Annotated in this window: 22 protein-coding genes; 3 read left to right on the top strand and 19 right to left on the bottom strand. The window is 71.2% G+C overall.

Annotation, left to right across the window (positions count from 1 at the left end; translation table 11 throughout):
• Window positions 1-131: 131 nt before the first annotated feature.
• The 8 genes from cobT to ACZ5VQ_RS22610 form a co-directional block, all read right to left on the bottom strand.
• On the bottom strand, window positions 132-4,034 hold the full coding sequence (gene cobT / locus ACZ5VQ_RS22575; protein ID WP_469106441.1) for a nicotinate-nucleotide--dimethylbenzimidazole phosphoribosyltransferase: 3,903 nt from the start codon (window positions 4,032-4,034) through the stop codon (window positions 132-134).
• 339 nt (window positions 4,035-4,373) lie between these two features.
• Window positions 4,374-5,585, bottom strand: a complete 1,212-nt coding sequence (gene cbiE / locus ACZ5VQ_RS22580) for a precorrin-6y C5,15-methyltransferase (decarboxylating) subunit CbiE (protein ID WP_362083035.1) — start codon at window positions 5,583-5,585, stop codon at window positions 4,374-4,376.
• Between the two features lie 176 nt (window positions 5,586-5,761).
• Entirely contained in the window at window positions 5,762-6,400 is a 639-nt protein-coding gene (locus tag ACZ5VQ_RS22585) for a GNAT family N-acetyltransferase (protein WP_362083038.1), read from the bottom strand.
• Between the two features lie 132 nt (window positions 6,401-6,532).
• Entirely contained in the window at window positions 6,533-7,363 is an 831-nt protein-coding gene (locus ACZ5VQ_RS22590; protein ID WP_469106442.1) for a MetQ/NlpA family ABC transporter substrate-binding protein, read from the bottom strand.
• A 31-nt stretch (window positions 7,364-7,394) separates the two neighbouring features.
• On the bottom strand, window positions 7,395-8,222 hold the full coding sequence (locus ACZ5VQ_RS22595) for a MetQ/NlpA family ABC transporter substrate-binding protein (protein ID WP_469106443.1): 828 nt from the start codon (window positions 8,220-8,222) through the stop codon (window positions 7,395-7,397).
• A gap of 122 nt (window positions 8,223-8,344) precedes the next feature.
• Complete coding sequence (locus ACZ5VQ_RS22600; protein ID WP_143635495.1) at window positions 8,345-9,070, bottom strand: methionine ABC transporter permease; 726 nt, start codon at window positions 9,068-9,070, stop codon at window positions 8,345-8,347.
• Window positions 9,067-10,158, bottom strand: coding sequence for a methionine ABC transporter ATP-binding protein (locus ACZ5VQ_RS22605; RefSeq protein ID WP_469106675.1), 1,092 nt, complete (start codon window positions 10,156-10,158; stop codon window positions 9,067-9,069). Before ACZ5VQ_RS22605 ends, ACZ5VQ_RS22600 begins: the two co-directional genes overlap by 4 nt.
• 321 nt (window positions 10,159-10,479) lie before the next feature.
• Window positions 10,480-11,127 (bottom strand): HAD family hydrolase, encoded by a 648-nt coding sequence (locus ACZ5VQ_RS22610; RefSeq protein ID WP_469106444.1) that lies wholly within the window; start codon window positions 11,125-11,127, stop codon window positions 10,480-10,482.
• A 69-nt stretch (window positions 11,128-11,196) separates the two neighbouring features.
• Here ACZ5VQ_RS22610 and ACZ5VQ_RS22615 point away from each other — a divergent pair, with 69 nt between their 5' ends.
• A complete protein-coding gene (locus ACZ5VQ_RS22615) occupies window positions 11,197-11,556 on the top strand; it encodes a hypothetical protein (protein WP_466779073.1) in 360 nt (119 codons plus the stop codon).
• 1 nt (window position 11,557) lies between these two features.
• Complete coding sequence (locus tag ACZ5VQ_RS22620; protein ID WP_469106445.1) at window positions 11,558-11,980, top strand: hypothetical protein; 423 nt, start codon at window positions 11,558-11,560, stop codon at window positions 11,978-11,980.
• Window positions 11,981-12,079: 99 nt separating this feature from the next.
• On the opposite strand, the gene ACZ5VQ_RS22625 is transcribed toward ACZ5VQ_RS22620, so the two are convergent.
• The 3 genes from ACZ5VQ_RS22625 to ACZ5VQ_RS22635 all read right to left on the bottom strand — a co-directional run bounded on the left by ACZ5VQ_RS22625 (window position 12,080) and on the right by ACZ5VQ_RS22635 (window position 14,420).
• The gene (locus ACZ5VQ_RS22625; RefSeq protein ID WP_469106446.1) at window positions 12,080-12,583 is read right to left on the bottom strand and encodes a GNAT family N-acetyltransferase; all 504 of its coding nucleotides are present in this window, start codon (window positions 12,581-12,583) and stop codon (window positions 12,080-12,082) included.
• Between the two features lie 45 nt (window positions 12,584-12,628).
• On the bottom strand, window positions 12,629-13,135 hold the full coding sequence (locus tag ACZ5VQ_RS22630) for an RNA polymerase sigma factor (protein WP_469106447.1): 507 nt from the start codon (window positions 13,133-13,135) through the stop codon (window positions 12,629-12,631).
• A 115-nt stretch (window positions 13,136-13,250) separates the two neighbouring features.
• Window positions 13,251-14,420 carry a glycerophosphodiester phosphodiesterase gene (locus tag ACZ5VQ_RS22635; RefSeq protein ID WP_469106448.1) on the bottom strand — a complete coding sequence of 390 codons (1,170 nt, stop codon included), beginning with the start codon at window positions 14,418-14,420 and terminating at the stop codon, window positions 13,251-13,253.
• A gap of 434 nt (window positions 14,421-14,854) precedes the next feature.
• On the opposite strand from ACZ5VQ_RS22635, the gene ACZ5VQ_RS22640 reads away from it, so the two are divergent.
• Window positions 14,855-15,529, top strand: a complete 675-nt coding sequence (locus ACZ5VQ_RS22640) for a lysophospholipid acyltransferase family protein (RefSeq protein ID WP_055616518.1) — start codon at window positions 14,855-14,857, stop codon at window positions 15,527-15,529.
• A 203-nt stretch (window positions 15,530-15,732) separates the two neighbouring features.
• On the opposite strand, the gene ACZ5VQ_RS22645 is transcribed toward ACZ5VQ_RS22640, so the two are convergent.
• From ACZ5VQ_RS22645 to ACZ5VQ_RS22680, 8 genes are all read right to left on the bottom strand, one after another.
• On the bottom strand, window positions 15,733-16,962 hold the full coding sequence (locus ACZ5VQ_RS22645; RefSeq protein WP_469106449.1) for a sensor histidine kinase: 1,230 nt from the start codon (window positions 16,960-16,962) through the stop codon (window positions 15,733-15,735).
• Between the two features lie 13 nt (window positions 16,963-16,975).
• The gene (locus tag ACZ5VQ_RS22650; protein WP_200401930.1) at window positions 16,976-17,644 is read right to left on the bottom strand and encodes a response regulator transcription factor; all 669 of its coding nucleotides are present in this window, start codon (window positions 17,642-17,644) and stop codon (window positions 16,976-16,978) included.
• A gap of 114 nt (window positions 17,645-17,758) precedes the next feature.
• Entirely contained in the window at window positions 17,759-18,466 is a 708-nt protein-coding gene (locus ACZ5VQ_RS22655) for a S1C family serine protease (RefSeq protein ID WP_469106450.1), read from the bottom strand.
• Window positions 18,467-19,113: 647 nt separating this feature from the next.
• On the bottom strand, window positions 19,114-20,064 hold the full coding sequence (locus tag ACZ5VQ_RS22660) for a VWA domain-containing protein (RefSeq protein WP_200399449.1): 951 nt from the start codon (window positions 20,062-20,064) through the stop codon (window positions 19,114-19,116).
• Entirely contained in the window at window positions 20,061-20,183 is a 123-nt protein-coding gene (locus tag ACZ5VQ_RS22665) for a hypothetical protein (protein ID WP_469106451.1), read from the bottom strand. Before ACZ5VQ_RS22665 ends, ACZ5VQ_RS22660 begins: the two co-directional genes overlap by 4 nt.
• Window positions 20,180-21,103, bottom strand: coding sequence for a DUF58 domain-containing protein (locus tag ACZ5VQ_RS22670; RefSeq protein ID WP_469106452.1), 924 nt, complete (start codon window positions 21,101-21,103; stop codon window positions 20,180-20,182). The genes ACZ5VQ_RS22665 and ACZ5VQ_RS22670 overlap by 4 nt, the downstream gene beginning before the upstream one ends.
• On the bottom strand, window positions 21,100-22,203 hold the full coding sequence (locus ACZ5VQ_RS22675) for an AAA family ATPase (protein WP_469106453.1): 1,104 nt from the start codon (window positions 22,201-22,203) through the stop codon (window positions 21,100-21,102). Before ACZ5VQ_RS22675 ends, ACZ5VQ_RS22670 begins: the two co-directional genes overlap by 4 nt.
• Window positions 22,200-22,463: a hypothetical protein gene (locus tag ACZ5VQ_RS22680; RefSeq protein WP_469106454.1), complete on the bottom strand. Its 264-nt coding sequence runs from the start codon at window positions 22,461-22,463 to the stop codon at window positions 22,200-22,202. The genes ACZ5VQ_RS22675 and ACZ5VQ_RS22680 overlap by 4 nt, the downstream gene beginning before the upstream one ends.
• Between the last annotated feature and the right edge of the window lie 49 nt (window positions 22,464-22,512).

A 22,512-nucleotide genomic window follows, 5' to 3' on the forward strand; every position in this document is an offset into this window, starting at 1 on the left:
TTCCCCAACCCCCCCCCCTCCAGGAAATGGGTGTCCCCCCCCCGGGGCCCCGGGGGGTGTGGTTTTGTTGTTGTTTTGTCCCCCCCTTTCCCCCCCGGGGGAGGGGGGGGAAAAAGACCGACGACTCAGGTCTACTTCTCGGTTACCCCTGCCGAGTCGAACGTCGCCACCTCGTGCATCGCTCGTGCCGCGCTCTGGACCACCGGGAGGGCCAGGAGGGCGCCGGTGCCCTCGCCGAGGCGGAGGTCGAGGTCGACCAGGGGGCGCAGGCCCAGCTTGTTGAGGGCCGCTACGTGGCCCGGCTCGGCGCTGCGGTGGCCGGCGATGCAGGCCGCGAGGACCTCGGGAGCGATGGCACGGGCCACCAGGGCGGCGGCGCCGGCGCTGACGCCGTCCAGGATCACCGGGGTGCGCAGGGAGGCGCCGCCCAGGAGGAGGCCCACCATCGCGGCGTGCTCCAGGCCGCCGATGGCCGCGAGGACTCCGATCGGGTCGGCCGGGTCGGGCTGGTGGAGCTCCAGGGCACGGCGTACGACCTCGGTCTTGCGGGCCAGGGTCTCGTCGTTGATGCCGGTGCCCCGGCCGGTGACCTCGGCGGGGTCGGCGCCGGTGAAGACGGAGATCAGCGCTGCCGACGCGGTGGTGTTGGCGATGCCCATCTCGCCCGTGATCAGGGCCTTGTTGCCGGCCGCCACGAGGTCGCGGGCCGTTTCGACGCCCACCTCGATGGCCGCCTTGACCTCCTCGCGGGTCAGCGCGGGGCCGGTCGTCATGTCGGCCGTGCCCGCGCGGACCTTGCGGGGCAGGAGGCCCGGGGTCGCGGGCAGGTCGGAGGCCACGCCCACGTCCACGACGCAGACCTCGGCGCCGACCTGGTTGGCGAAGGCGTTGCAGACCGCTCCCCCGCCGAGGATGTTGGCCACCATCTGGCCGGTGACCTCCTGCGGCCACGGGGTGACGCCCTGGGCGTGCACGCCGTGGTCGCCCGCGAAGATCGCGACGGCCGCGGGCTCCGGGATCGGCGGCGGGCACATCCGGGACAGGCCCGACAGCTGGGCGGAGATGATCTCCAGCATGCCCAGGGCCCCGGCCGGCTTCGTCATGCGCTTCTGGCGCTCCCACGCCTCGCCGAGCGCCTTGGCGTCCAGCGGGCGGATGTTGGAGACGGTCTCGGCGAGCAGGTCGTGCGGCTCCTCTCCCGGCAGCGCCCGACGGCCGTACGTCTCCTCGTGGACGACCCAGGAGAGCGGGCGGCGCTTGGACCAGCCCGCCTGCATCAGCTCGGGCTCCTCCGGGAACTCGTCGACGTATCCGACACAGAGGTAGGCGACGACGTCCAGGTGCTCGGGCAGGCCCAGTTCACGGACCATCTCCCGTTCGTCGAAGAAGCTCACCCAGCCCACGCCCAGGCCCTCGGCCCGGGCGGCGAGCCAGAGGTTCTCGACCGCGAGCGCGGAGGAGTACGGCGCCATCTGCGGCTGGGTGTGACGGCCGAGCGTGTGCCGGCCGCCCCGGGTCGAGTCCGCGGTGACGACGATGTTCACCGGGGTGTCGAGGATGGCCTCGATCTTCAGTTCCTTGAACTGCTTCGCGCGGCCCTTGGGCAGCGACTTGGCGTACGCCTCGCGCTGGCGCTGGGCCAGTTCGTGCATCGTGCGGCGGGTCTCCGCCGAGCGGATGACGACGAAGTCCCACGGCTGGGAGTGGCCGACGGACGGTGCCGTGTGGGCCGCCTCCAGGACCCGGAGCAGCACGTCGTGCGGGATGGGGTCGCTGCGGAAGCCGTTGCGGATGTCCCGGCGCTCGCGCATCACACGCAGGACGGCATCGCGCTCGGCGTCGTCGTAGCCGGGCGCCGCCGGGCCGGCGGGCTCTCTCGTCTCTGCCACGGCGGCCGTGCTCTCTTCCTGGTCGGCGGCCCTGGTGTCCAGGTCCTCCGCGTGCTGTGCGGCCACGGGCTCCGCGTACTGGTCCTGGTTCTCGACCTGAACCGGAGCCTCCGGTACGGGAGTTGCCTCGGCCTCGGGGGCCTGCTCGGGCTCCCTGGGGGTGGGCAGGACCAGTACCGGCGCCGGTTCTTCCGCGGGCGCGGTTTCGGGCGCGGGCTGCTCGGCGGGCGCGAGTTGCTCAGGGTTCGCGAGTTGCTCGGCGGCCGTGAGCTGATCGGTGATCGCCGCGGCCGGGGCCGCCGTCTCCTCGGTGGGCTGCTCGGCGAGCTCCTCCGGGAAGGGCGGCACGGTCATGGCGTGCGGCGGGGTCGGAGCGAGGTGCGGGGTGGTCGGGATGGTGCCCTCGACGGGCACGAACTGGCCGACGCTCTGTTCCGCGTGGGCCGCCTCCGCGGGGACGGCCATGGGGACGGCCTCTTCGTCGTGGGGCTCGTGGCCGTGAGTCGGAGCGTTGGGGCTCTCGTCGCCGTGCGTCGGGACATCGTGGCTCGGGTCGTCGTGGACCGCGACCGGTTCGGGTGCCGCGACCTGGTCGGGTACCGCCACCGGTTCCGGTGCCTCTGGCTGTGCGGCGGTGTCGACCTGGGCTGCCGGCTGCGAGGGGGTGATGTCGGCGACGGGCGCCTCCGCGGGCTCCGCGAACTGCGGGGGCTGGACGGCGTCCTGAGCCTGAGCGGCCTCTTCCACGGCGGGTGCGGGTTCCGTCAACTGCGGTTGCTGCTCCGGGATTCCGGCCTGCGGACCGGCTTCGGCGAGCTGGGCCGCCGGGTCCTGGAACTGCTGCTCCACCTCGTACACGGCCTGCGGGTGCGGGGCCTGCTCCGCGTGCGCGGGCTGCATCTCGTCGGCCGCCTGCGGAGGCTGGTAGGCCTCGGGCGTGTGCGGGCCGGTGTCGTCCGACGCCTGCGAGGCGTACGCGGCGACAGGCGCGACCGGGAACGGCGTGGGCTGCGGAAACCGGGCGAGGTCGGGGGCGTGCGCGAACTCGGGGGCGGTCTGGGCGACCTCGTGGGTGTGGGGCGTCTCTGGTGCCTGTGGGAAGAGCGAACCGTCCGCGAGCAGCGGGGCCTGCGCGTAGTCCTGGACCTGGACCGCTTCCGGGGCCAGGGCGACGGCCTCCGGCGCCTGGACCGCTTCGGGAACGTGCGCTGCTTCGGGAACCTGCCCGGCTTCCGGCTGCTGAGGAACGTACGCGGGGTCCGGAGCCGACACGGTCTCCTGCGCCTCCGCGGCGTCGGCCGCCTCCGGAGCGTCGGCGGCGGCCTGGACGGAAGCAGGCCCCGCCTCGGGGACCTCGGCAGCGCTCGGGTCCGGATGCGCCTGCTGTGTCTGCTCCGCCTGGGCCGGCTCGGGGGCGGGCGCCTCGGCGGGAGGCTGTGCGGCGGGGATTCCTTCGCCGCCGGCGAGCGGCGCGGCCTCGGCGTCGGGGGTGTGCGCGGCCTCCGCGACCGGCGCGGGCCCGTCGTCCGGAGTGCCACCGGCGTGCGCTCCCCCGCCCTCGGGGAAGACCGTTTCTGCAGCCCCGGCCTCGGAGCCGACCTGTGCCACTGGCGGCGCGACCTGCACCTGCGCCTGCGCCTGCGCGCCCCAGGGAGCCGCGCCCTGCAGCGCGATCTCGTCCCGCGGCACGTCGAGGTACTCGGGTCCGACCGTGGGCGGACCGGCCTGTCGTACGGGAACGGCGTGGGCCGGTGCTCCCGCCGGGCCGCGGTCGGCGAGGGAACGCACCGGACTGCCGGCGCCGTCCGGGGTGGGCGGGCCGAGGTGCAGCGGGCGACGGGCGACGGGCGGCTGCGGAGCGGGGGAGGACATCCGGACGGCGCTGAGGTCGACCGAGCCGCTGTCGCGGCCCGCCGTCTCGTGGGGTCCCGGCTCGTGGACGGTCTCGACGACCGGCGCCGGGGCCGGCGGGGCCACTTCGTTGCCCCACGCGCCCTGGGCGCCCGGCAGCAGCAACAGGTCTTCGTCTTCGGCGGTGGTGTCGGAGAGGTAGGTGTACGCGCCGGGGGCGGGGACGCCCGGCTGCTCCACCATGCCTTGGTTCTCCGGCAGCCCCTCGCCCGGGACCTGGCCGGTGTCGGTCATGCGTACCCCTCGCCCATCGGTTAGTGCTCCAACGACCTGCTCGTCCGGAGCGGCGCACCGACCGCCCGCAATGAAGTAACGAGCATGCGTGCCGGGCGGCACGAACGACCGGTCGACAAAGCCATTAACTGGCATTGTCGCGGTCGGCCCGCCACCGCGACAGGGTGATCCGCCACGGCCCGCTGTGGACTGCGCCACGTTGCGCGTCCTCCGGATTTCCGCCGTACCACACGCACCCCAAAACAGGTGCGTTTTCCGGACATTGACCGGCGAAATACCGGACAAGCCGAGCGCGGTGCAACGATCGGCCAGCCTACCGCGCGCGGTACGACAACCGGATCACAGGGAGCGATCGGGCAGGAGTCCGGTGAGCAGGAACGCGACGCTCCGCTCCTTCTCCGTCCAGACCCTGGTGTCCAGCTCGACGGACTGCAGAAGGGCGCACTCGACCTGGTAGCCGTGCTCCGTCAGGTCCCTGCCGACGAGTTCGGCGGCGTCGCGTGTCGCGGCGTGCGTGACGATCCGCTGCGGACGCCGGTCGGCGACGGCGGAGACCACCGCGGCGCCGCCGCCCCCGACGCGTACGACGTCCGGTTCGGGCAGGTTCTCCAGGATGTGGGGCGCGGTGCCGTGGGTGATCTGGAGCTGGACGCCGAAACGGCGGGCGGTGGCCATGGTGCGGGCGCAGGCGTTCGGGTCACGGTCGACGGCGATGACGGCGGCGCCACAGCGCGCGGCCTCCGTGGCGAAGGCGCCGCTGCCGGAGCCGATGTCCCACACGAGGTCGCCGACGCGCGGTCCCAGGCGGGCGAGTTGGGCGGCCCGCAGTACCTCGGTCTCGCCCTCGCCGAGATCGCCGCCGTACACCTCGTCGGGCAGGGCCCAGCCGCGCGGTCCGGTTCCCGGGTCGCGTCCGGCTATCCAGCTGCCGCCCTCGGAGGAGGTGACGGGCCCGCCCATGACGATGACGATGTTCGGGTCGCGCCAGGTGTGGTCGGCGACCTTGTCGGAGGTCAGGACCGTGACCCGTTCGCGCGCGGTGCCCAGTTCCTCGCAGATGACGAAGGTGCGGTGGACGCCTTCGAGGAGCAGGCCCAGCTCGGCGGGGCCGGCTCCGGGTGAGGTGAAGACGGCGACCTTGGTGTGTGCGCGGCACACATTCACCGCGCGTCGCAGGGTGCGCCGGTGTGCGACGACCACCTGTGCGTCGTCCCAGGGCATACCCGCGCGGGCGAAGGCGGCGGCCACGGACGACACCGCCGGGACGACCTCGACCTCCAGGCCGAACTCGGGGGCGCGCAGAGTGCGTACGACTCCGAAGAAGCCCGGGTCGCCGTCGGCGAGGACGACGGCCGTGCCCCGGTGGGCGGCGATGCGCCGGGCGGCGAGGGCGACGCTGCCGAGCCGGATGCGCTCGGCGGCCGCGGGCACCTCGGGGAGGACCAGGTGATGGCCCGCTCCCGCCACCAGCGTGGCGGCACCCAGAGCCGAGCGCGCCGCGTCGGTCAGCGGCGAGCCGTCCCAGCCGATCACCGTGACCCGGTCGGCCATCGTCGTCAGTCTCCTGGAGTCTTCGCAGGTCTCGGATGGGCATGCGGCCCGCCAGGCAGGCATGCGGAGCCCCGTGAGCGTACCTCGGGACTTCCGGGAGTGGGGGCGCGGGTCCGCGGCCGTCCTCCGGGCGGTGGCCGTCCGGCTACGGCGTCGGTTCCGGCGCGGCCGCGAAGTCAGTTCCAGTCGGAGTACGAGGTGAAGCCGCCGGTGTCGGCGAGCTGCTCGGCGATGCCCTCGATGTCCTCGGGGAGCAGGCCCCACACGATGAAGTCGGTGCGCAGGGCGACCCAGCTCCCGTCCTCGGTACGGGTGCGCGCTATACAGGCGTTGCGCAGGACGCCCTCACTGATGCAGCCGATCTTCTGCGCGACCTGCTGCGAGGCGGTGTTGTCCGCGGCGGTGCGCAGCTCCAGGCGCTCGAACTTCTGGTCGCCGAAGAGCCATTGGGCGGTGGCGAGGGCTGCCTCGGACGCGTATCCCTCGCCGCGCGCCCAGGGGGCGACGATGTACGACAGCTCCGTGGAGCGGACATGCCAATTCGTCTTGCCCAACTGGACGATGCCGACCAGGCGTTGGGTGAGGAACTCGGTGACGGCGAGGTCGAGCCCGCGGCCGGAGGTGCGCTCGCTGGGTGCGTACCGGTTGACCCAGGAGCGGGCGGAGTCCTCGGTGAACGGTTGCGGAACGGCGGTCCAGGCCACGACCTGCTCGTCGTTCATCATCTCCGTGAGGGCCGGAACGTCCTCGTCCTCGAGAGGGCGCAGCACCAACCGCTCCGTGCTCAGGGAGATGTCGGGGAAGGTGTTAGTCATGCGCCGCTCCGTAACCATCAGGGACCGTCGGGCCTGCTGAACTGCCCAGCATGCAGCATGAAAGCACCGAACTGCACCACGGGGCCGAGTCGTTGTCGACGAATCGACCCCGTGAGTGCGAGCGAGACGGCGTCAGCCGGAGGTGACCGGCAGGACCGACCCCTGGTACTTGTCCTTGATGAACTTCGTCACCTCGGGAGAGGTCAGGAGTTTCGCGAGCTTCTCGACCCGGGGGTCGTCCTCGTTGCCCTTCTTCACGGCGAGGAGGTTCGCGTACGGGTTGTTCTTCGCGGACTCCAGGAGGACGGCGTCCTCGGCGGGGCTGAGGCCGGCGTCCTGGGCGTAGTTGTTGTTGATGACCGCGGCGGCCACGTCGTCCAGGGAGCGCGGCAGCTGGGCCGGTTCCAGCTCCTTGAACTTGAGGTTCTTCGGGTTCTTCACGATGTCCGCCGGGGACGCGGTCGTGCCGGCGTCGTCCTTGAGTGTGATGACTCCCTCGGAGGCCAGGAGCTGGAGGGCGCGGCCCTCGTTGGTGATGTCGTTCGGCACGGCGACGGTGGCTCCGTCGGCCAGCTTCGTGACGTCCTGGACCTTCTTCGAGTACACGCCCATGGGCGGCAGGTACGCCTTCACGACCGGGACCAGCTCGGTGCCCTTGGACTTGTTGAAGTCGTCCAGGTAGGGCTCGTTCTGGTACAGGTTCGCGTCGAGCGAGCCCTCCTGGAGTGCGGTGTTCGGCAGGACGTAGTCCGTGAACTCCTTGATCTCCAGGTCGAGTCCGTTCTTCGTGGCGAGGTCCTTCTTGATGTACGAGAGGACCTCGCCGGCCGGGACCGCAGTGGCGCCGACGACGAGGGGGCCGTCGGAACCGCCGCCGCCCGAGCCGGACTCCGAACCGCAGGCGGTGAGCCCGAGTCCCAGGGCAAGTGCGGCCGCGGCGGCGGGAATTACGGGCTTACGCATCTGTGATCGTCCTCGATCCTTGGCAGCGGGCTCAGAACGACGCGACGACGGAGCCGGCGTACTTGTCCTCGATGAACTTCTTGACCTCGGGGGAGGTCAGGAGCTTGGCGAGCTTCTTGACGCGCGGGTCGTCCTCGTTGCCCTTCTTGACAGCGAGGAAGTTGCCGTACGGGTTGTTGTCCGCGGACTCCAGGACGAGGGCGTCCTCGGAGGGCTTGAGGTCGGACTCGATGGCGTAGTTGCCGTTGATCACCGCGGCGTCGACGTCGTCCAGGGAGCGCGGGGTCTGGGCCGCCTCCAGCTCCTTGAACTTGAGGTTCTTCGGGTTCTTCGCGATGTCCTTGGGGGTCGCGTCGTTGCCCGCGCCGTCCTTGAGCGTGATGATCCCGTTGGCGTCGAGGAGCTTGAGCGCCCGCGCCTCGTTGACCGTGTCGTTCGGGACGGCGACCGTCGCACCGCTCTTCAGCTCGTCGGCCTTCTTGATCTTGCTGGAGTAGAGGCCGAGCGGCTCCAGGTGGACCGTGACGACGGGCACGATGTCGGTGCCGTTCTTCTTGTTGAAGTCGTCGAGGTACGGCTGGTTCTGGAAGTAGTTGGCGCCCACGGAGCCGTCCTGGGTCGCCGTGTTCGGCAAGACGTAGTCGGTGAACTCCTTGACCTGCAGGTCGAGGCCCGCGTCCTTCGCCAGGTTGTCCTTCACGTAGGTGAGGATCTCGGCGTGCGGGACCGGGCTCGCGGCGACGACCAGCGGGCCGCTCGTGTCGGCGGCGCCGGAGTCCTCCGAACCGCAGGCGGTGAGACCCAGGGTGAGGGCTCCGGCGGCGAGGACGGCGGTGGTGAACTTGGCAGTGTTACGCACGAAAAGTGCCTTTCCTGAGGGTGTAGCGGCCCCGCGGAGGGTGTGCGGGGAGAACCAAGGGGGGTGAGGACTAAGGAGGTTGGGGGTGGGGAGTTGGGGGTGGGGAGCGGGAGCCGTAGGGGTCAGACGGTCTTGCTGGTCGCGGTGGCGGCCTTCAGGAGCCTGAGCCTCGGGGCGGCGCCCGACTGGCCACCCCGGCGGTGCAGCCCGCGGGCGGCGAAGTCCCCGGCGAACTGGATGAGGGAGATGACCACGGCGAGGATGCCGACGGTGATCCACATCAGTTCGGTCTCGAAGCGCTGGTAGCCGTAGCGGATGGCGATGTCACCGAGCCCGCCCGCGCCGACCGTGCCCGCCATCGCCGAGTAGCCGATGAGCGCGACGATCGTCGTGGTGGTGCTGGAGATGAGCGACGGCAGCGACTCGGGGACGAGCACCTTGCGGACGACCGTCCAGGTGTTGCCGCCCATCGACTGCACGGCCTCGACGAGCCCGCCGTCCACTTCGCGGACCGCCGTCTCGACGAGACGCGCGAAGAAGGGGATCGCGCCGATCGCGAGCGGCACGATGGCGGCCTCGCGGCCGATCGTCGTACCGGTGATCGAGCGGGTGAAGCCCATCAGCGCGACCATCAGGATGATGAACGGCATCGAGCGGGCGACGTTCACGACCTGCCCGATGACCTTGTTCAGTACGGTGTTCTGCAGCAGGCCGCCCCGGTCCGTGAGGACCAGCAGGACGCCCAGCGGCAGACCGCCGACGACGGCGATGAGTGTCGACCAGCCGACCATGTAGAGGGTGTCCCAACAGGCCTGCTCCAGCAGCGGCTGCATCTCCGACCAGGTCACTTGGCACCTTCCTTCACCAGCACGGGCGCCTGGCCCTGGACATCGATCTGCAGCCCCTGCTCGCGCAGGAAGCCGATCGGCACGACGTTCTCCTCGTAGCGGCCGGGCAGTTCGATGCGCATCCGGCCGACCTGCTTGCCGCCGACGGTGTCCATCGCGGCACCCAGGATCGAGATGTCGATGTTGTACGTACGCGAGAGCTGCGAGATGACCGGCTGGGTCGCGGCGTCACCGTGGAAGGTGACGTCGATGACCGTGCGGTCGTCGGCGGACGCGTCGCCGCTCACCGGGAAGAGCGCGGCGGCCAGCTCGGAGCCGGGGGTGGCGAGCAGCTCGCTGACGGTGCCGGACTCGACGATCCTCCCGTTCTCCATGAGGGCGGCCGAGTCGCAGACGCTCTTGACGACGTCCATCTCGTGCGTGATGAGCAGGACGGTCAGGCCCAGCTGCCGGTTCAGGTCGCGCAGCAGCTGCAGGATGGAGCGGGTGGTCTCGGGGTCCAGCGCGCTGGTGGCCTCGTCGGAGAGGAGCACCTTCGGGTCGCCGGCCAGGGCGCGGGCGATGCCCACGCGCTGCTTCTGGCCGCCGGAGAGCTGGGCCGGGTAGGACCTGGCCTTGTCGGAGAGGCCGACGAGGTCGAGCAGTTCCAGCGCCTTGCGGGAACGTTCCTTCCCTGACACGCCAAGGATTTCCAGCGGCAGCTCGACGTTGTCCTGGACCGTCCGCGAGGACAGCAGGTTGAAGTGCTGGAACACCATGCCGATGTGGCTGCGCGCCTTCCGCAGCTCGCGGCCCGCACGCGGGCCGCGCCCGGCGAGGGCCGTGAGGTCCTGTCCGGCGACGGTCACGGTGCCAGCGGTGGGGCGCTCCAGGAGGTTGACGCAGCGGATGAGGGAGGACTTGCCGGCGCCGGACTGTCCGATGACGCCGTACACCTCGCCTTCGCGGACGTGCAGATCGACGCCGTCCAGGGCGGTGACCTCACGGCCGCGCGAGCGGTAGACCTTCTTCAGGCCTGTTGTCGTGATCACTGGGGTTTCCGTCACTGTCGAGTGCAGGGCGTGGGTGTGCGCCGGGCACGGGTGCATTCGGTCGGAACGCGGCACGGTTGTTCACGCGGTGGCGATGAAAGCCGGGTTTCGGCAGAACTGCGTGCGCGGGGCAGGCTCAGTCGCGTACGAAAAGGTCGTACGGGCAGACCTGAGCGGTCTCGCTTCGGGGCGCGAGGCTCTGGGTGGTGCGGGGGCCCTCTAGAAGGCGCACATTCGACACATACAGCGAGCACCGGGCGTCATGGTCGCCTCGGTCGCAAGGATGCGGCTGCTCGTCGTGGTCATGAGAAAAGTAAAGCAGACGTACGGACGGGACCGAGAACCGCTGTCCGCATCGCGGACAGCGGTGGACACTCCTCAGTCGCCGACGGAGATCTCCACTCCCCCGTCCGTGACCAGCGCCGACACGGCCGAGAGGTCACCGACGACGATGTCGGCGTGCAGCTCGGCGGCCTGGTGTGTTGTGGTCAATGCCACGGTGGTCATCCCGGCGGAGCGGCCTGCCTGAAGGCCCGCGGGCGCGTCCTCGAAGACGACGCAGCGGGCCGGGTCCACGCCGAGGCGGCGGGCGGCGAGCAGGAACGGCTCGGGGTCGGGCTTGCCGCGCGTGATGTCGTCGGCGGCGATCAGGGTCTTGGGCCGGATACCGGCCTCGTCGAGGCGGGCCTCGGCGAGCCGCCGGGTGGCGGAGGTGACGACGGCCCAGCGGTCGGCGGGCACGGAGTCGAGGAGCGCCCTGGTCCCCGGCAGGAGATGGACACCGCCCTCGACGTCCTCGACCTCCAGCTGCTCGATGCGCACGACGGCCTCGGGGACACGGTCGGCGGGCAGCAGGTCGGCGGCTATCTCGGCTGCGGGGCGGCCGTGCAGCTCGACCCGGGCGAACTCCTCGGCGGTGATCCCGTACTCCTCGGCCCACTTGGTCCAGCACCGGTGCACCGACTCAAGGGATGAGACGAGCGTTCCGTCGTTGTCGAACAGCAGGGCATCGGCTTGGATCTTCATGCCCTCGACCCTACGGGGCACCCCGGGGGCGATCGCATCGGGCCTTTTGGCCCGTAATAGGGTCGCGGCATGCTTGATGCCCTGACGGTCGCGACCGCCGTCGCCGCGCTCGCGCTCGCCGCCTGGTGCGGCTGGGCCGCCTACCGCGACCAGCCGACCAAGGACTGGCACTTCATCGGGATGGCCGTGGTGACGCTGCTCACACTCGTCCAGCTCGTGGTGGGCATCGTCCAGCTGGCCCGCGGCGAGAAGCCGGAGCAGGGCACGACGATCTTCGTGGCCTATCTGATCGGCTCCTTCGCGTGCATCCCGGCGGCCGGCTTCATGTCGCTGGCGGAGCGCACCCGCTGGGGTTCGATCACGGTCGCGGCCGGCGGTGTGGTCCTCGCCGTGCTCCAGGTGCGGCTCTACGACATCTGGGGAGGCTGAGATGGCGGCGACCGACAAGCAGCCGGGACGGACACGGCTCATCGGCGGTCCGGGCATCCTGCTGGTCTGGCTGTACGGCGTGATGGTCGTCGGCGCCGTGTCGCGCTCCGCCGTGCAGATCGCGACGGAGTTCGACAAGGCGCCGCTCGCCTACTCGCTGTCCGCGGTGGCCGGTCTGGTCTACGGCTTCATCACGTACTCGCTCGTCCGCGGCGGCGAGACGGCCCGCAAGGCGGCGCTGGTGTGCTGCGCCGCCGAACTCGCGGGCGTCCTGACCGTGGGCACCTGGACCTTGACCGACCCCTCGGCCTTCCCCGACGCCACGGTCTGGTCGGACTACGGAATGGGCTACCTGTTCATCCCGGTCCTACTGCCGGTGACGGCACTGTTCTGGCTCCGCCGCAGCAGAACCGCGACTCGATAGGCAGGTGTCAGGGTCCGGCGCGCCCCTTTTTAGGGGCGCGGGGAACTGCGCGCCCAGCCACGACGGCCCCGCAGACGCATCCGGCACCCCCGCGGAGCGCTACGCGCTGGCAACAAAAGCACTGGTCGAAGACCCCTTCGCAAGGGTCACCAGACTCAGCCGCTCATCCACCCGCTCCGTGGAAACAAGCTGATACCCATGTTTCCGGTACAGCCGGAGATTGTGCTCATTGCGATGCCCCGTGAAGAGCTGGAAACTCTTCGCCCCGCCGTCCTCGGCCAGCCGGGACTCGATCGCGTCGAGCAACCGCCCGCCCAGCCCGTGCCGCTGCATGCGCGGATGGACGATCAGCTTGTTGATGCGGGCCGTGCCATCCGCATCCACAGCCGCACGCACCGAGGCCACCACCTCGTCGCCCAGCCGGGCCACCAGGACCGTGCCACCCGCGAGCTCCGCCTTGAGGGAGTCGAGCGGCTGGGTGAGGGGCTCGATGCTGTAGTCGCCGTACAGCTCGGCCTCGCTCTGGTAGCAGAGGAACTGCAGTTTGAGGATCTGTTCGGCGTCCTTGTCGGTCGCCGCCGAGATGGTCACGCTCATGCCCATGTGTGCATGCCTCCCGCTCACCTGTTCCGCCGTTGTCCCTCACTCCTATCCCCGTGCTTCGTGCGCCGCAACCTCCGACGTAAGCATTCGGCGCAGACAACCCAGGCATCTGGAACGTTCCGGACCGAGACTGCCCTGTGAGATACCCAACTCCCCCGCGATCTCCCGGTATGTGAGGTCCTGCGGGGACAGCAGCGCTGCCATGAGACGCGGGCAGCGGCCCGGCAGCTTGCGTACGGCGGAGTGCAGGGCCCGGCGCCGGGCCGCGGTGAGCGCGAGCTGCTCCGGGCCGGGCCGGCTCTCGTCGGCGGGCTCGGACGCGTACGGCAGCTCGATGCTCGCGGTGTGCCGGGTGCGGCGGGCCTCGGAGCGGACGGCGCCGCGCAGCCAGGCGGCCGGGTCGGCGGGCGGGCCGTCCGTGCCGAGGTGCTCCAGGAGGCGCACCCAGACGGCCTGTTCCAGGTCGCCGGGCTCCGCGCCCGAGGCATATGCCTCCGCGGAGGCCTCGGCAGCGAGCAGCGGACGCAGCGTGTCGAGCATGTCGTGGGTCATATGCGGCACGATGCGGCCGCCCCGGTACGAGGTTGCCGGGGCGGCCGTCTGTCACCCCAACCGGGGCCGGGGGCTCAGCTGTTGACGAGCGCGGTGGTGGTTCGTCGGTGAGGGCTCAGCGCTTCAGGAAGTCCTCGCGGGCGAGGATGCCGGTGTCGGGGTTGTCGGTGAAGACCCCGTCGATGCCGGTAGCGAAGTACGTCCGGAAGGCGCCGAAGGCGTCCCCGTAGCCGTCCGCGTCGGTGCCCTTGCGGAAGTTCGCGGGCAGGAACGGGTTCTCGTTGCGCATCGTGTACGGGTGCAGGATCAGGCCCTCGGCGTGCGCGTCCCGGACCAGGGTGGTCGGGGTGGTGAGGTTGCCGCTCGCGTCCTTCGGGATGATCAGGTCCAGGGTCGGTCCGATGCCCTGCGCGTAGGAGGCGATCTGCTTCAGGCCCGCGGGCTTGACCAGGTCGGCGACCGTACGCGGGTCGCCCGTCTCCACGAAGTCCCAGGGGCGGGTGTTGGCGGCGGACAGGAGCACGACCAGGGGGTTGCCGACCAGCTTGTTCAGGCGCTGGATGCTGGTCGGTTCGAAGGACTGGAGGATGACGGGCGAGTTCTTCTTGTCCAGGCCGTGCCTGCGCAGCACCTTGGCGACCCGCTCCTCCAGGCCGAGCCCCAGCTTGCGGAAGTAGGTGGGGTGCTTGAGCTCGGGGTAGATCCAGACCTGCTTGCCACGCTTGCGGCTCTGCTCCTCGCGCCAGCGCAGCACCTCCTCGAAGGTGGGGATCTCCCAGCGGCCGTCGTAGAGCGTGTTGTGCGGGCGGTTGGCCGGGATGCGCTCCTTGGCGCGCAGCGTCTTCAGCTCGGCGAGCGTGAAGTCCTCGGTGAACCAGCCGGTGGTGGACACCCCGTCGAGGAGCTTGGTGGTCTTGCGGCTCGCGAACTCGGGGTGCGCGGAGACGTCCGTCGTACCGCCGATCTCCGGCTCGTGACGGCAGACGAGGTGGCCGTCCTTGGTGGGCACCAGGTCGCCCGCCTCGATGACGTGCGCGCCCATGTCGAGGGCCAGCTGGTACGAGCCGAGCGTGTGCTCCGGCCGGTAGCCGCTGGCCCCGCGGTGTCCGATGATCGTCGGCTTCGGCAGGCTCTTGTAGCCACCGCCGCCGTGCTTCTCGTCGGCTCTTGCCGTGGCCGGTACCCCGAGGACCGCTCCGCCGGCGCCGAGGACCGCGGCCCCGAGCAGCGCGCGCCGTCCCGGGCCGGTCCCGTTCAGTCCCTCGTTCGACTCCTGCGTCCCCATGTGCGCTCCTCCGCATACTGCCCTGGACCTGTCAAAGCGGGACGATCGTAGGTGCGCCGGGGTGACGGAGGGGAGACCTTGGACGGAACACGCGGGTGACGCTGGATGTCGTGTGGGGTGCGTGAGTTGGCCGGGGCGGGCGGAAGTCGCCCCGGACCGACTCGCCCGCGACTGACTTGTCATCAAACGCCGGACCCACCGGGTGGGTGGAGGTGGCCGGGGTGGGTACCCGGCCTCCCAAAAGGCCTAACGGGTGCGGACTTCGTCACACCGTGTCGTACGGATGACAGCCGTGCGACGGGGCGCCACCGCAGGTAAACAAGGGTCAACAGTGCGTATCCACTCGGTGAACCCGATGTGCAAGACCCGGGGGGCCGCGAGTATCGTCCTCACCTGCACAGACTTATACCGATCCCTTGACACCGGAGGGCACGTTGTCCCGCTTCGCGCTCATCAAGGCAGTGCTCGGACCGATCATGCGCCTGATGTTCCGCCCACGGGTGGAGGGTGCGGAGCGCATCCCGGGCACAGGCCCGGTCATCCTGGCCGGCAACCACCTCACGTTCATCGACTCGATGATCATGCCGCTCTTCTGCGACCGGCAGGTCTTCTTCATCGGCAAGGACGAGTACGTCACCGGGAAGGGCATCAAGGGCCGGCTGATGGCCTGGTTCTTCACGGGCTGCGGCATGATCCCGGTCGACCGTGACGGCGGCCGCGGCGGTGTCGCGGCGCTGATGACCGGCCGACGTGTGCTGGAGGAGGGCAAGGTCTTCAGCATCTACCCCGAGGGCACCCGCTCCCCCGACGGCCGGCTCTACCGGGGCCGCACCGGCATCGCCCGCCTGGCGATGATGACCGGCGCGCCCGTCGTCCCGTTCGCCATCATCGGCACGGACAAGATCCAGCCCGGCGGTGCGGGGTTTCCGCGGCCGGGCCGCGTCACTGTTCGGTTCGGTGAGGCTATGGAGTTCTCTCGGTACGAGGGGATGGACCGGGACCGGTATGTGCTGCGTGCCGTGACCGACTCGGTGATGGCTGAGGTCATGCGGTTGTCGGGGCAGGAGTACGTGGACATGTACGCCACTAAGGCCAAGGAAGCGGCTTAGCTCCGCTGGTTGGGCAGGCGGGCTCGGGTGGTGGGGGGCCTGGGCTGTGACGCTGCGGGTTCGTTGTGGCTTGTTGCGCAGTTCCCCGCGCCCCTGTCGGGCGCCAGCCCCGACGCAGGCCTACAGGGCGCGGCCCCGCCGCGGTTCTGAAGGGGCGCTCGACCCGCCGCCTTGAAAGAAGAGACCCGCAGTCGACGAAGGCTTCAACGAGGTTGCTCGTCCGGTGGGGCCGCGTTGGTGTGGTCTGCGCCTGGCGAGGGGAACCAGAGGACGAAGGTCGAGCCCTTGCCGAGGGTTGAGAAGAGGCGGATCTGGCCGCCGTGGGACTCGACTATCTGGCGGACGATCGCGAGACCCAGGCCGGCGTGACGGTCGCGGCCGCCGCCGTTGCCCTTCGCGCGCCAGAAGCGGTCGAAGACCCTGGTCTGGTCGTCGTCGAGAATGCCAGGGCCCTCGTCCTGGACCGATGCCCAGAGCCAGCCGTCCACCCGGCCCGCGGCGACCGTGATGCCGGTGCCGGGCGGCGAGAGCCGTACGGCGTTGGAGAGCAGGTTGCCGACCGCTCTGCGCAGCGCGTCGTGGTCGCCGATGACCGTCAGGCCCGTGGTGAGACGCCGGTGCAGTACGAGCCCGCGCTCGGCGGCGAGCGGCGCGAACTCCTCGCAGGCCTCACCCGCGGCCGCGGCCAGATCGACGTCCGCGTCGGCCAGCGCGGGTGCCGTACGGCGGGCGGTGGCCAGCAGGTCCTCGACCAGGCGGGTCATACGGGTCGTTGCGCGGTCCACACTTCGCACGGCCGCCCTGCGCTCGGCCTCCTCGGACTCCTCCGCCGTCAGCACCGCGTCCAGGTTGGCCCGGATGATCGCGAGCGGGCTGCGCAGTTCGTGCGAGGCGTCGTCGATGAGCTGGCGCTGGGCACGGAAGGCCTCGTCCAGGCGGTCGAGCATGGAGTCGACCGTGTCGGCGAGGTCGCGGAGCTCGTCCTTGGGCCCGTCGAGGCGGATGCGCTGCGAGAGGTCGGTCGCCTGGATCTCGGCGGCCGTACGGGAGATGGCACGTACGGGACGCAGGGCGCGGCCGGAGAGGATCCAGCCGATGGCGAGGCTGGTGACGCCGAGCCCGCCGAGTACGGCGAAGGAGAAGCGGCGGAGGTTGGCGAGGGTCTCGTAGTTGACGGCGGCCTCGACCTCCTGGACCTTCACCACCGGGATCTCGCCGACGTACTCGTCGTTCACGTACTTCGACGCCGAGAACTGCTTGCTGACGGGGTGCGCCTCGCCACTGCGCTCGACCGCGAGGTACGTCCCGCCGAGAACCAGCGCGGTGAGGACGAAGAGGAGACCGGAGTAGAGCACGGTGAGGCGGAAGCGGATGGTGTGGGTGAACGCCGGGAGGCGGAGCCTGGCCCTGACGATCCGCAGCGCGCCGATCATCGTGTCCTGCCGATCATCGTGTCTCCTTGAGGCGGTACCCCTGCCTGATCACCGTCTCGATGAGCGGTTCCTCTTCTCCGGTGATCTTCCGGCGCAGCGAACCGACGGTGACCCGCACGGTGTTGGTGAACGGGTCGGCGTGTTCGTCCCAGACGTGTTCGAGGAGCTCCTCGGCCGGTACGACACGTCCCGGGCGGGTCATCAGGTAGTGCAGGACGCCGAACTCCTTGGGTGTGAGCTGGAGCGGGCGTGCGCCCCGGAAGGCCTCGAACCGGGCGGTGTCCAGGCGGAGTTCGCCGACCTCGACGACAGCGGTTCCGCCGTCCTCGCGGCGGAGCAACGCCCTTATGCGGGCCAGGAGTTCGGGCAGCGCGAACGGCTTCACCAGGTAGTCGTCGGCACCCTCGTCGAGGCCCCGGACCCGGTCGGCGAGACGGTCGCGGGCGGTGAGCATCAGGATGCGCGGACCGCCGGGCGTGGCCCGTACGGCACGGCAGACCGAGAAGCCGTCGCCGTCGGGCAGGTTGAGGTCCAGCAGCACCAGGTCGTAGTCGTTGACGGCCAGCTTCTCCGTGGCCGTGTCGACATCGGGCGCGATGTCCACCGCGTAACCGGCCCGCACCAGCCCGACCTTGAGAGCGACGACGAGATCTTCCTCGTCCTCGACGACCAGCAGTCTCATACACCCCACCCGCCTTCCAACGCCGAGCCGAGTCGTGCCCCTTCAGGGGCGCGGGGAACTGCGCGACCAGCCACAACGAACCCGCAGCTTCAACCGAACCGTCCCGCGACCCACTCATCCAGCGATGATCGCCCGCGCGGCGGCCCGCGCATCCGCCACCGGAATGGCGAACCCGATCCCGATCGAACCGCCCCGCTGCTGGTCCAACGTCGCGATAGCCGTGTTGATGCCGATCACACGACCGTCCGCGTCGACGAGCGGACCACCGGAGTTCCCCGGATTGATCGACGCGTCGGTCTGCAGGGCCCGCCGCCGCTCGCCGCCCTCACCGAGCCGCACGGACCGGTCGAGCGCGCTGACGATGCCCGACGTGACGGTGCCGCTGAGGCCGAGCGGGGAGCCGATGGCGAGGACGGTGTCGCCCACGCCGGGCTTGGCCTGCGCTCCGGCGGCCAGTTCGGCGGCGCGCAGACCGCGGGCGGTCTCCGGTTCCAGGACGGCCACGTCGTTGGCGGGGTCGTCACCAAGCACCTCCGCACGGAGCCGGCGCCCGTCCTGGAGCTCGATCGACACCTCCGAACTCCCCGCCACCACATGCGCGTTGGTGAGTATCCGGCCGCGCTCGTCGAACACGAACCCGGAGCCCTGTCCGTCCGCCGTCTCGATCGACACGACACTCGGCAGCACACGCGCGGCGACCGCTTCGAGCCCCGTGGCGCCCTCCTGCCCTGCCGCCGACGCGGCGGGCTCCTCGTCGCCGACGGTCCCCGCCGCGTACCCTGCGGCCCCGCCCGCGAGGACGGCGGCGAGGACCGCGGCCACGAGGGGGCTGACCTTGCGGGGAGACCGGGGAGGCGGAGCCGGAGGGGGCTGCGGGGTCGGGGGCGCGTACGGGCTCAGGCTCGGGTACGACGTCTCCGGCGGCGCGGCCGGGCCGAATCCCGTGGGGGGCCGACCGGGCAGGAAAGAAGGGCCGCGCGGCTCACCGAGGCCCGGGTAGGGGGTGTGGGGCCGCCCGCTCCGGTACGGGTCGCCTGGCTCCGCCTCGGCCCAATGGCCCTCCGCTCTGGGGCCGTTGGGGCCCAGGGGACCGGGTGGACGGGGTGGCCCGGTGGGGCGTGACGGGCCCAGCGGGCGGGTCGGGCTGGGGTGAGCCGGGGGCCCCGCGCGGCCGGGGAGGCCCGTGCCGCCCGGAAGACCCGGCCGGTCCGGCATGCCTGAATGATCCGGGAGACCCGGCTGGCCCGGAAGACCCGGCTGATCCGGGGAAACCGGCCGGCCCGGGATGCCCGTGCCGCGCGGTGGTCCCGGGTGACGCGGAGGGTCCGGGTGGCCCTGGAATCGGTCGTACGACACGGTCGTTCCTCCTTGGTCGCGGAACCCTGGCCCCGAGGGGCCGGGGCGCGGAACCCGGTGGTGCCGGAAGCCGGATGCCGGAGCAGGGCGCCGGAAGCCGGAGGGGTTGCGGATCAGGGGAGTCGGGAGAACCAGAGCAGTGAGGTGGCCGCGGTGGCGAGGGCCGTGAGGAGACCGGCCGCGACGAACCACTGCCAGATCTCGCGTTCCTCGGTGCGGTGCCCGACGGAGCTGCCGATGTCCTCGTACACCTCCTGGAGTTCTTCGCCCGTCGCGGCCTCGTGGAAGTCGCCGCCGGTGCTGGAGGCGAGGCCCCGCAGGGCGGGACCGTCGACCGGGACGCTCACCGTGTCGCCGGACGGCAGGTCAATGGTCCCGCTTTCCGTGCCGTAAGCGATGGTCGAGACCGGGATTTTGTCGCCGGCCGCCTCCTGGGCCGCCGACTCGACGGACCGGCCCGTGGTGTTGGAGCCGTCGGACAGCAGCACGATGTGCGCGGGCGGCGGCTTGGTCTCGGCCTCCCGGTCGAGCATGCGGACGGCGTCACGTGCGGCCACGACGGCCTCGCCGATCGCCGTGCCCTCGCCGGTGGTGAGCCGTTCGATGGCCGAGCGCAGGGCGCCGCGGTCGGTGGTCGGCGGGACCGCGACCGTGGCGGAGCCGCTGAACGGTACAAGTCCCGCGTTGAAGCGTTCGGGCAGCCGGTCGACGAAGGCGAGCGCGGCACGCTGGGCGGCCTCGAAGCGGGTCGGCTCGACGTCGGTGGCCTCCATGGACGCCGACACGTCGAACGCCACCACGATCGTGGCCCGCTCACGTGGTACCTGCACCTCCGTGGTCGGCCGTGCGAAGCCCACGACGAGCAGTGCGAGCGTGCCGCAGAAGGCAGCCGCCGGGACGTGGCGGCGCCAGCCGGGCCGCCGGGGCGCCACCTTGTCCAGCAGTTCCAGGTTGGTGAAGCGGACCGCGTACCGGCCGCGCCTGCGCTGCACCAGGAGATAGGCGCCGATCAGCAGGGCGAGCGGCACCAGGAGCAGCAGCCAGCCGGGCGAGTGAAGACTCACGGCACCTCCATCGGACTCATGGCCCCCTCCAGGGGATACGGGGGCACGGGCATCGGGGGCACGGGCATCGGCGCGGCGGACACCGAGGCGACCGACACCGGGGCGACGGACGTGTTCACGCGGCACCGCCTCCCGACCGGCGCCGCTGCTCCTCGACATGGCGTACGACGTCACGCACCCAGTCGCGGTCCGTACGCAGCCGGAGGTGGGCCGCGCCCGCCCGGCGGATGGATGCCTTGATCAACGCACGCTGTTCCAGGGCTGCTTCGGCGTACCGCTCACGCAACTTCCTTGAGTGGGTGGGGATTTCACGCCTGATGCCGGTCTCGGGGTCGACGACGTTGAGCAACCCCACGGCGGGCAGCTCCAGTTCACGGGGGTCGACGGTCTCGACGGCGAGGATCTGGTGGCGGTGGGCGATCGTTCGGAGGGGTTGCTCCCAGCCGGTCTCCAGGAAGTCGGAGACGACGGCGACCAGGCCGCTGCCGGGGAGTGTGCGCAGCGAGCGCAGGGCGTCGGCCAGGGAGTGCCGGGCGTCCTGGGCCGTGCCCGCCGCCACCCGGGGGCGGTCCAGGGCGGCCCGCAGGATCGTGAGGAGGTGGTGGCGTCCGGTGCGGGGCGGGATCCGCTGGATGCCGGCCGGTCCGGTGATCTGCGCGCCGAGCCGGTTTCCGGCCCGTTCGGTGAGGAAGGCGACGGCCGCTGCCGCGCCGACGGCCAGGTCGCGTTTCTCCATCCGTGCCGTGCCGAAGTCCATGCTCGCGGACGCGTCGAGCACGATCCAGGTGGTCAGTTCGCGGTCGGCGAGGGTGAGCCGGACGTGCGGGACGGTGGTGCGCGCGGTGGCGTTCCAGTCCATCCGGCGTACGTCGTCGCCGATGACGTACGGCCGGGTCTCGGACACCTCTGTGCCCGGCCCCGGTACGAGACCGGGGTGGTCGCCCTGGAGGAGGCCGTCGGGGCGGCGGGTGAAGAGCAACTCCAGGTGTTTCAGGGCCTGTTCGGGGGTGAGTTCACTGAGGGACGGGATGCCGCTCATGCCGCTTCGCCCTCCGTTCCCCCCTCTGCGTGTCCTTCCGTGCGGCCTTCTGCCCGGCCTTCTGGTCGCCCCTCCGTTCGTCCCTCGGCGCGCGTGGCGGCCTGGCGCGGGGTGATGTGCGGCTGCTCCACGGCGGCCAGTACCTCGTCGACGATCTCGGCGCCGGTGATCCCGTCGGCGAGCGCGTCGAAGGACAGCACGAGCCGGTGGGCGACGACCTCGTGGGCCAGGTCGTGCACGTCCTCGGGGAGGACGTAACCACGGCCGCGCAGCAGGGCGAGCGCGCGGGCGGCGGCCACCAGGCCCAGCGTGGCGCGCGGGCCGGCGCCGTGGGCCAACCGGCTGCCGGGGCCCGCGAGTTCACGGGTCGAGACGACCAGTCGTACGGCGTACTCGGCGACCGCGTGGTGCACGAACACCTCGTCGGCGGTGCGCTGGAGCGCGATGAGCCGCTCGGGAGTGAGGACGGGGCGCGCCCTGGGCGGGTCGACGCTCATGCGGTAGAGGATCGCGAGTTCCTCGGACTCGCTGGGGACGGCGACGTCGACCTTGAGCAGGAAGCGGTCGCGCTGGGCTTCGGGGAGTTGGTAGACGCCCTCGGACTCGATGGGGTTCTGGGTGGCGAGTACGAGGAACGGCTGGGGGACGGGGATGGTGGTGCCGCCGATGGACACCTGGTGCTCGCCCATCACTTCGAGGAGCGCGGACTGCACCTTGGCGGGGGCGCGGTTGATCTCGTCGGCGAGGACGAAGTTGGCGACGACCGGGCCGGGTTCGACGCTGAACGTCTCCTGGGACGGGCGGTAGATCCGGGTGCCGGTGATGTCGGACGGGACGAGGTCGGGGGTGAACTGCAGCCGGGCGAAGCGTCCGCCGGCCACCTGCGCGAGGGTCTTCGCGGCGAGGGTCTTGGCGACGCCCGGGACGCCCTGGAGCAGGCAGTGGCCCCGGGCCAGGACCGCGGTGAACATCCGCTCCACCATGCGGTCCTGGCCCACGATCACCCGCTTGACCTCGAAGAGCGCCTCTTCGAGGAGCTTCCCGTCCGTGGTGTCGCCGCGTGGGTTCGCGCTGTCGCCACGTGGGTCGGCGGTGGTCACAGCGCGGCCGCGGGGTTGCTCGGATCCACGGAGGGGGTGCCGCCGGTGCCGTCCTTGTCGGGGCAGTCCTCGCGGGTCCACGTGCGGGTTCCGTTGTCGGCCGCTCCGTCCTCGGCCGTGCCTTCCTCGACGACGAAGCGGACCGTTTCGCGGGGGGCCTCGTCGCCGTCTGCGGCGAGGGCGACGCCACCGCCTGCCAGGCCTGCGGCGGCCAGCACGGCGACGACGAGGATCTTTCGGTTACGGATACGACGGGTCATGGTCGGTGGCTCCTTCGGCCGTGTGGGACGACGTCCGGTACGGGGCCAA

Source organism: Streptomyces sp. NPDC033178 (assembly GCF_055577685.1).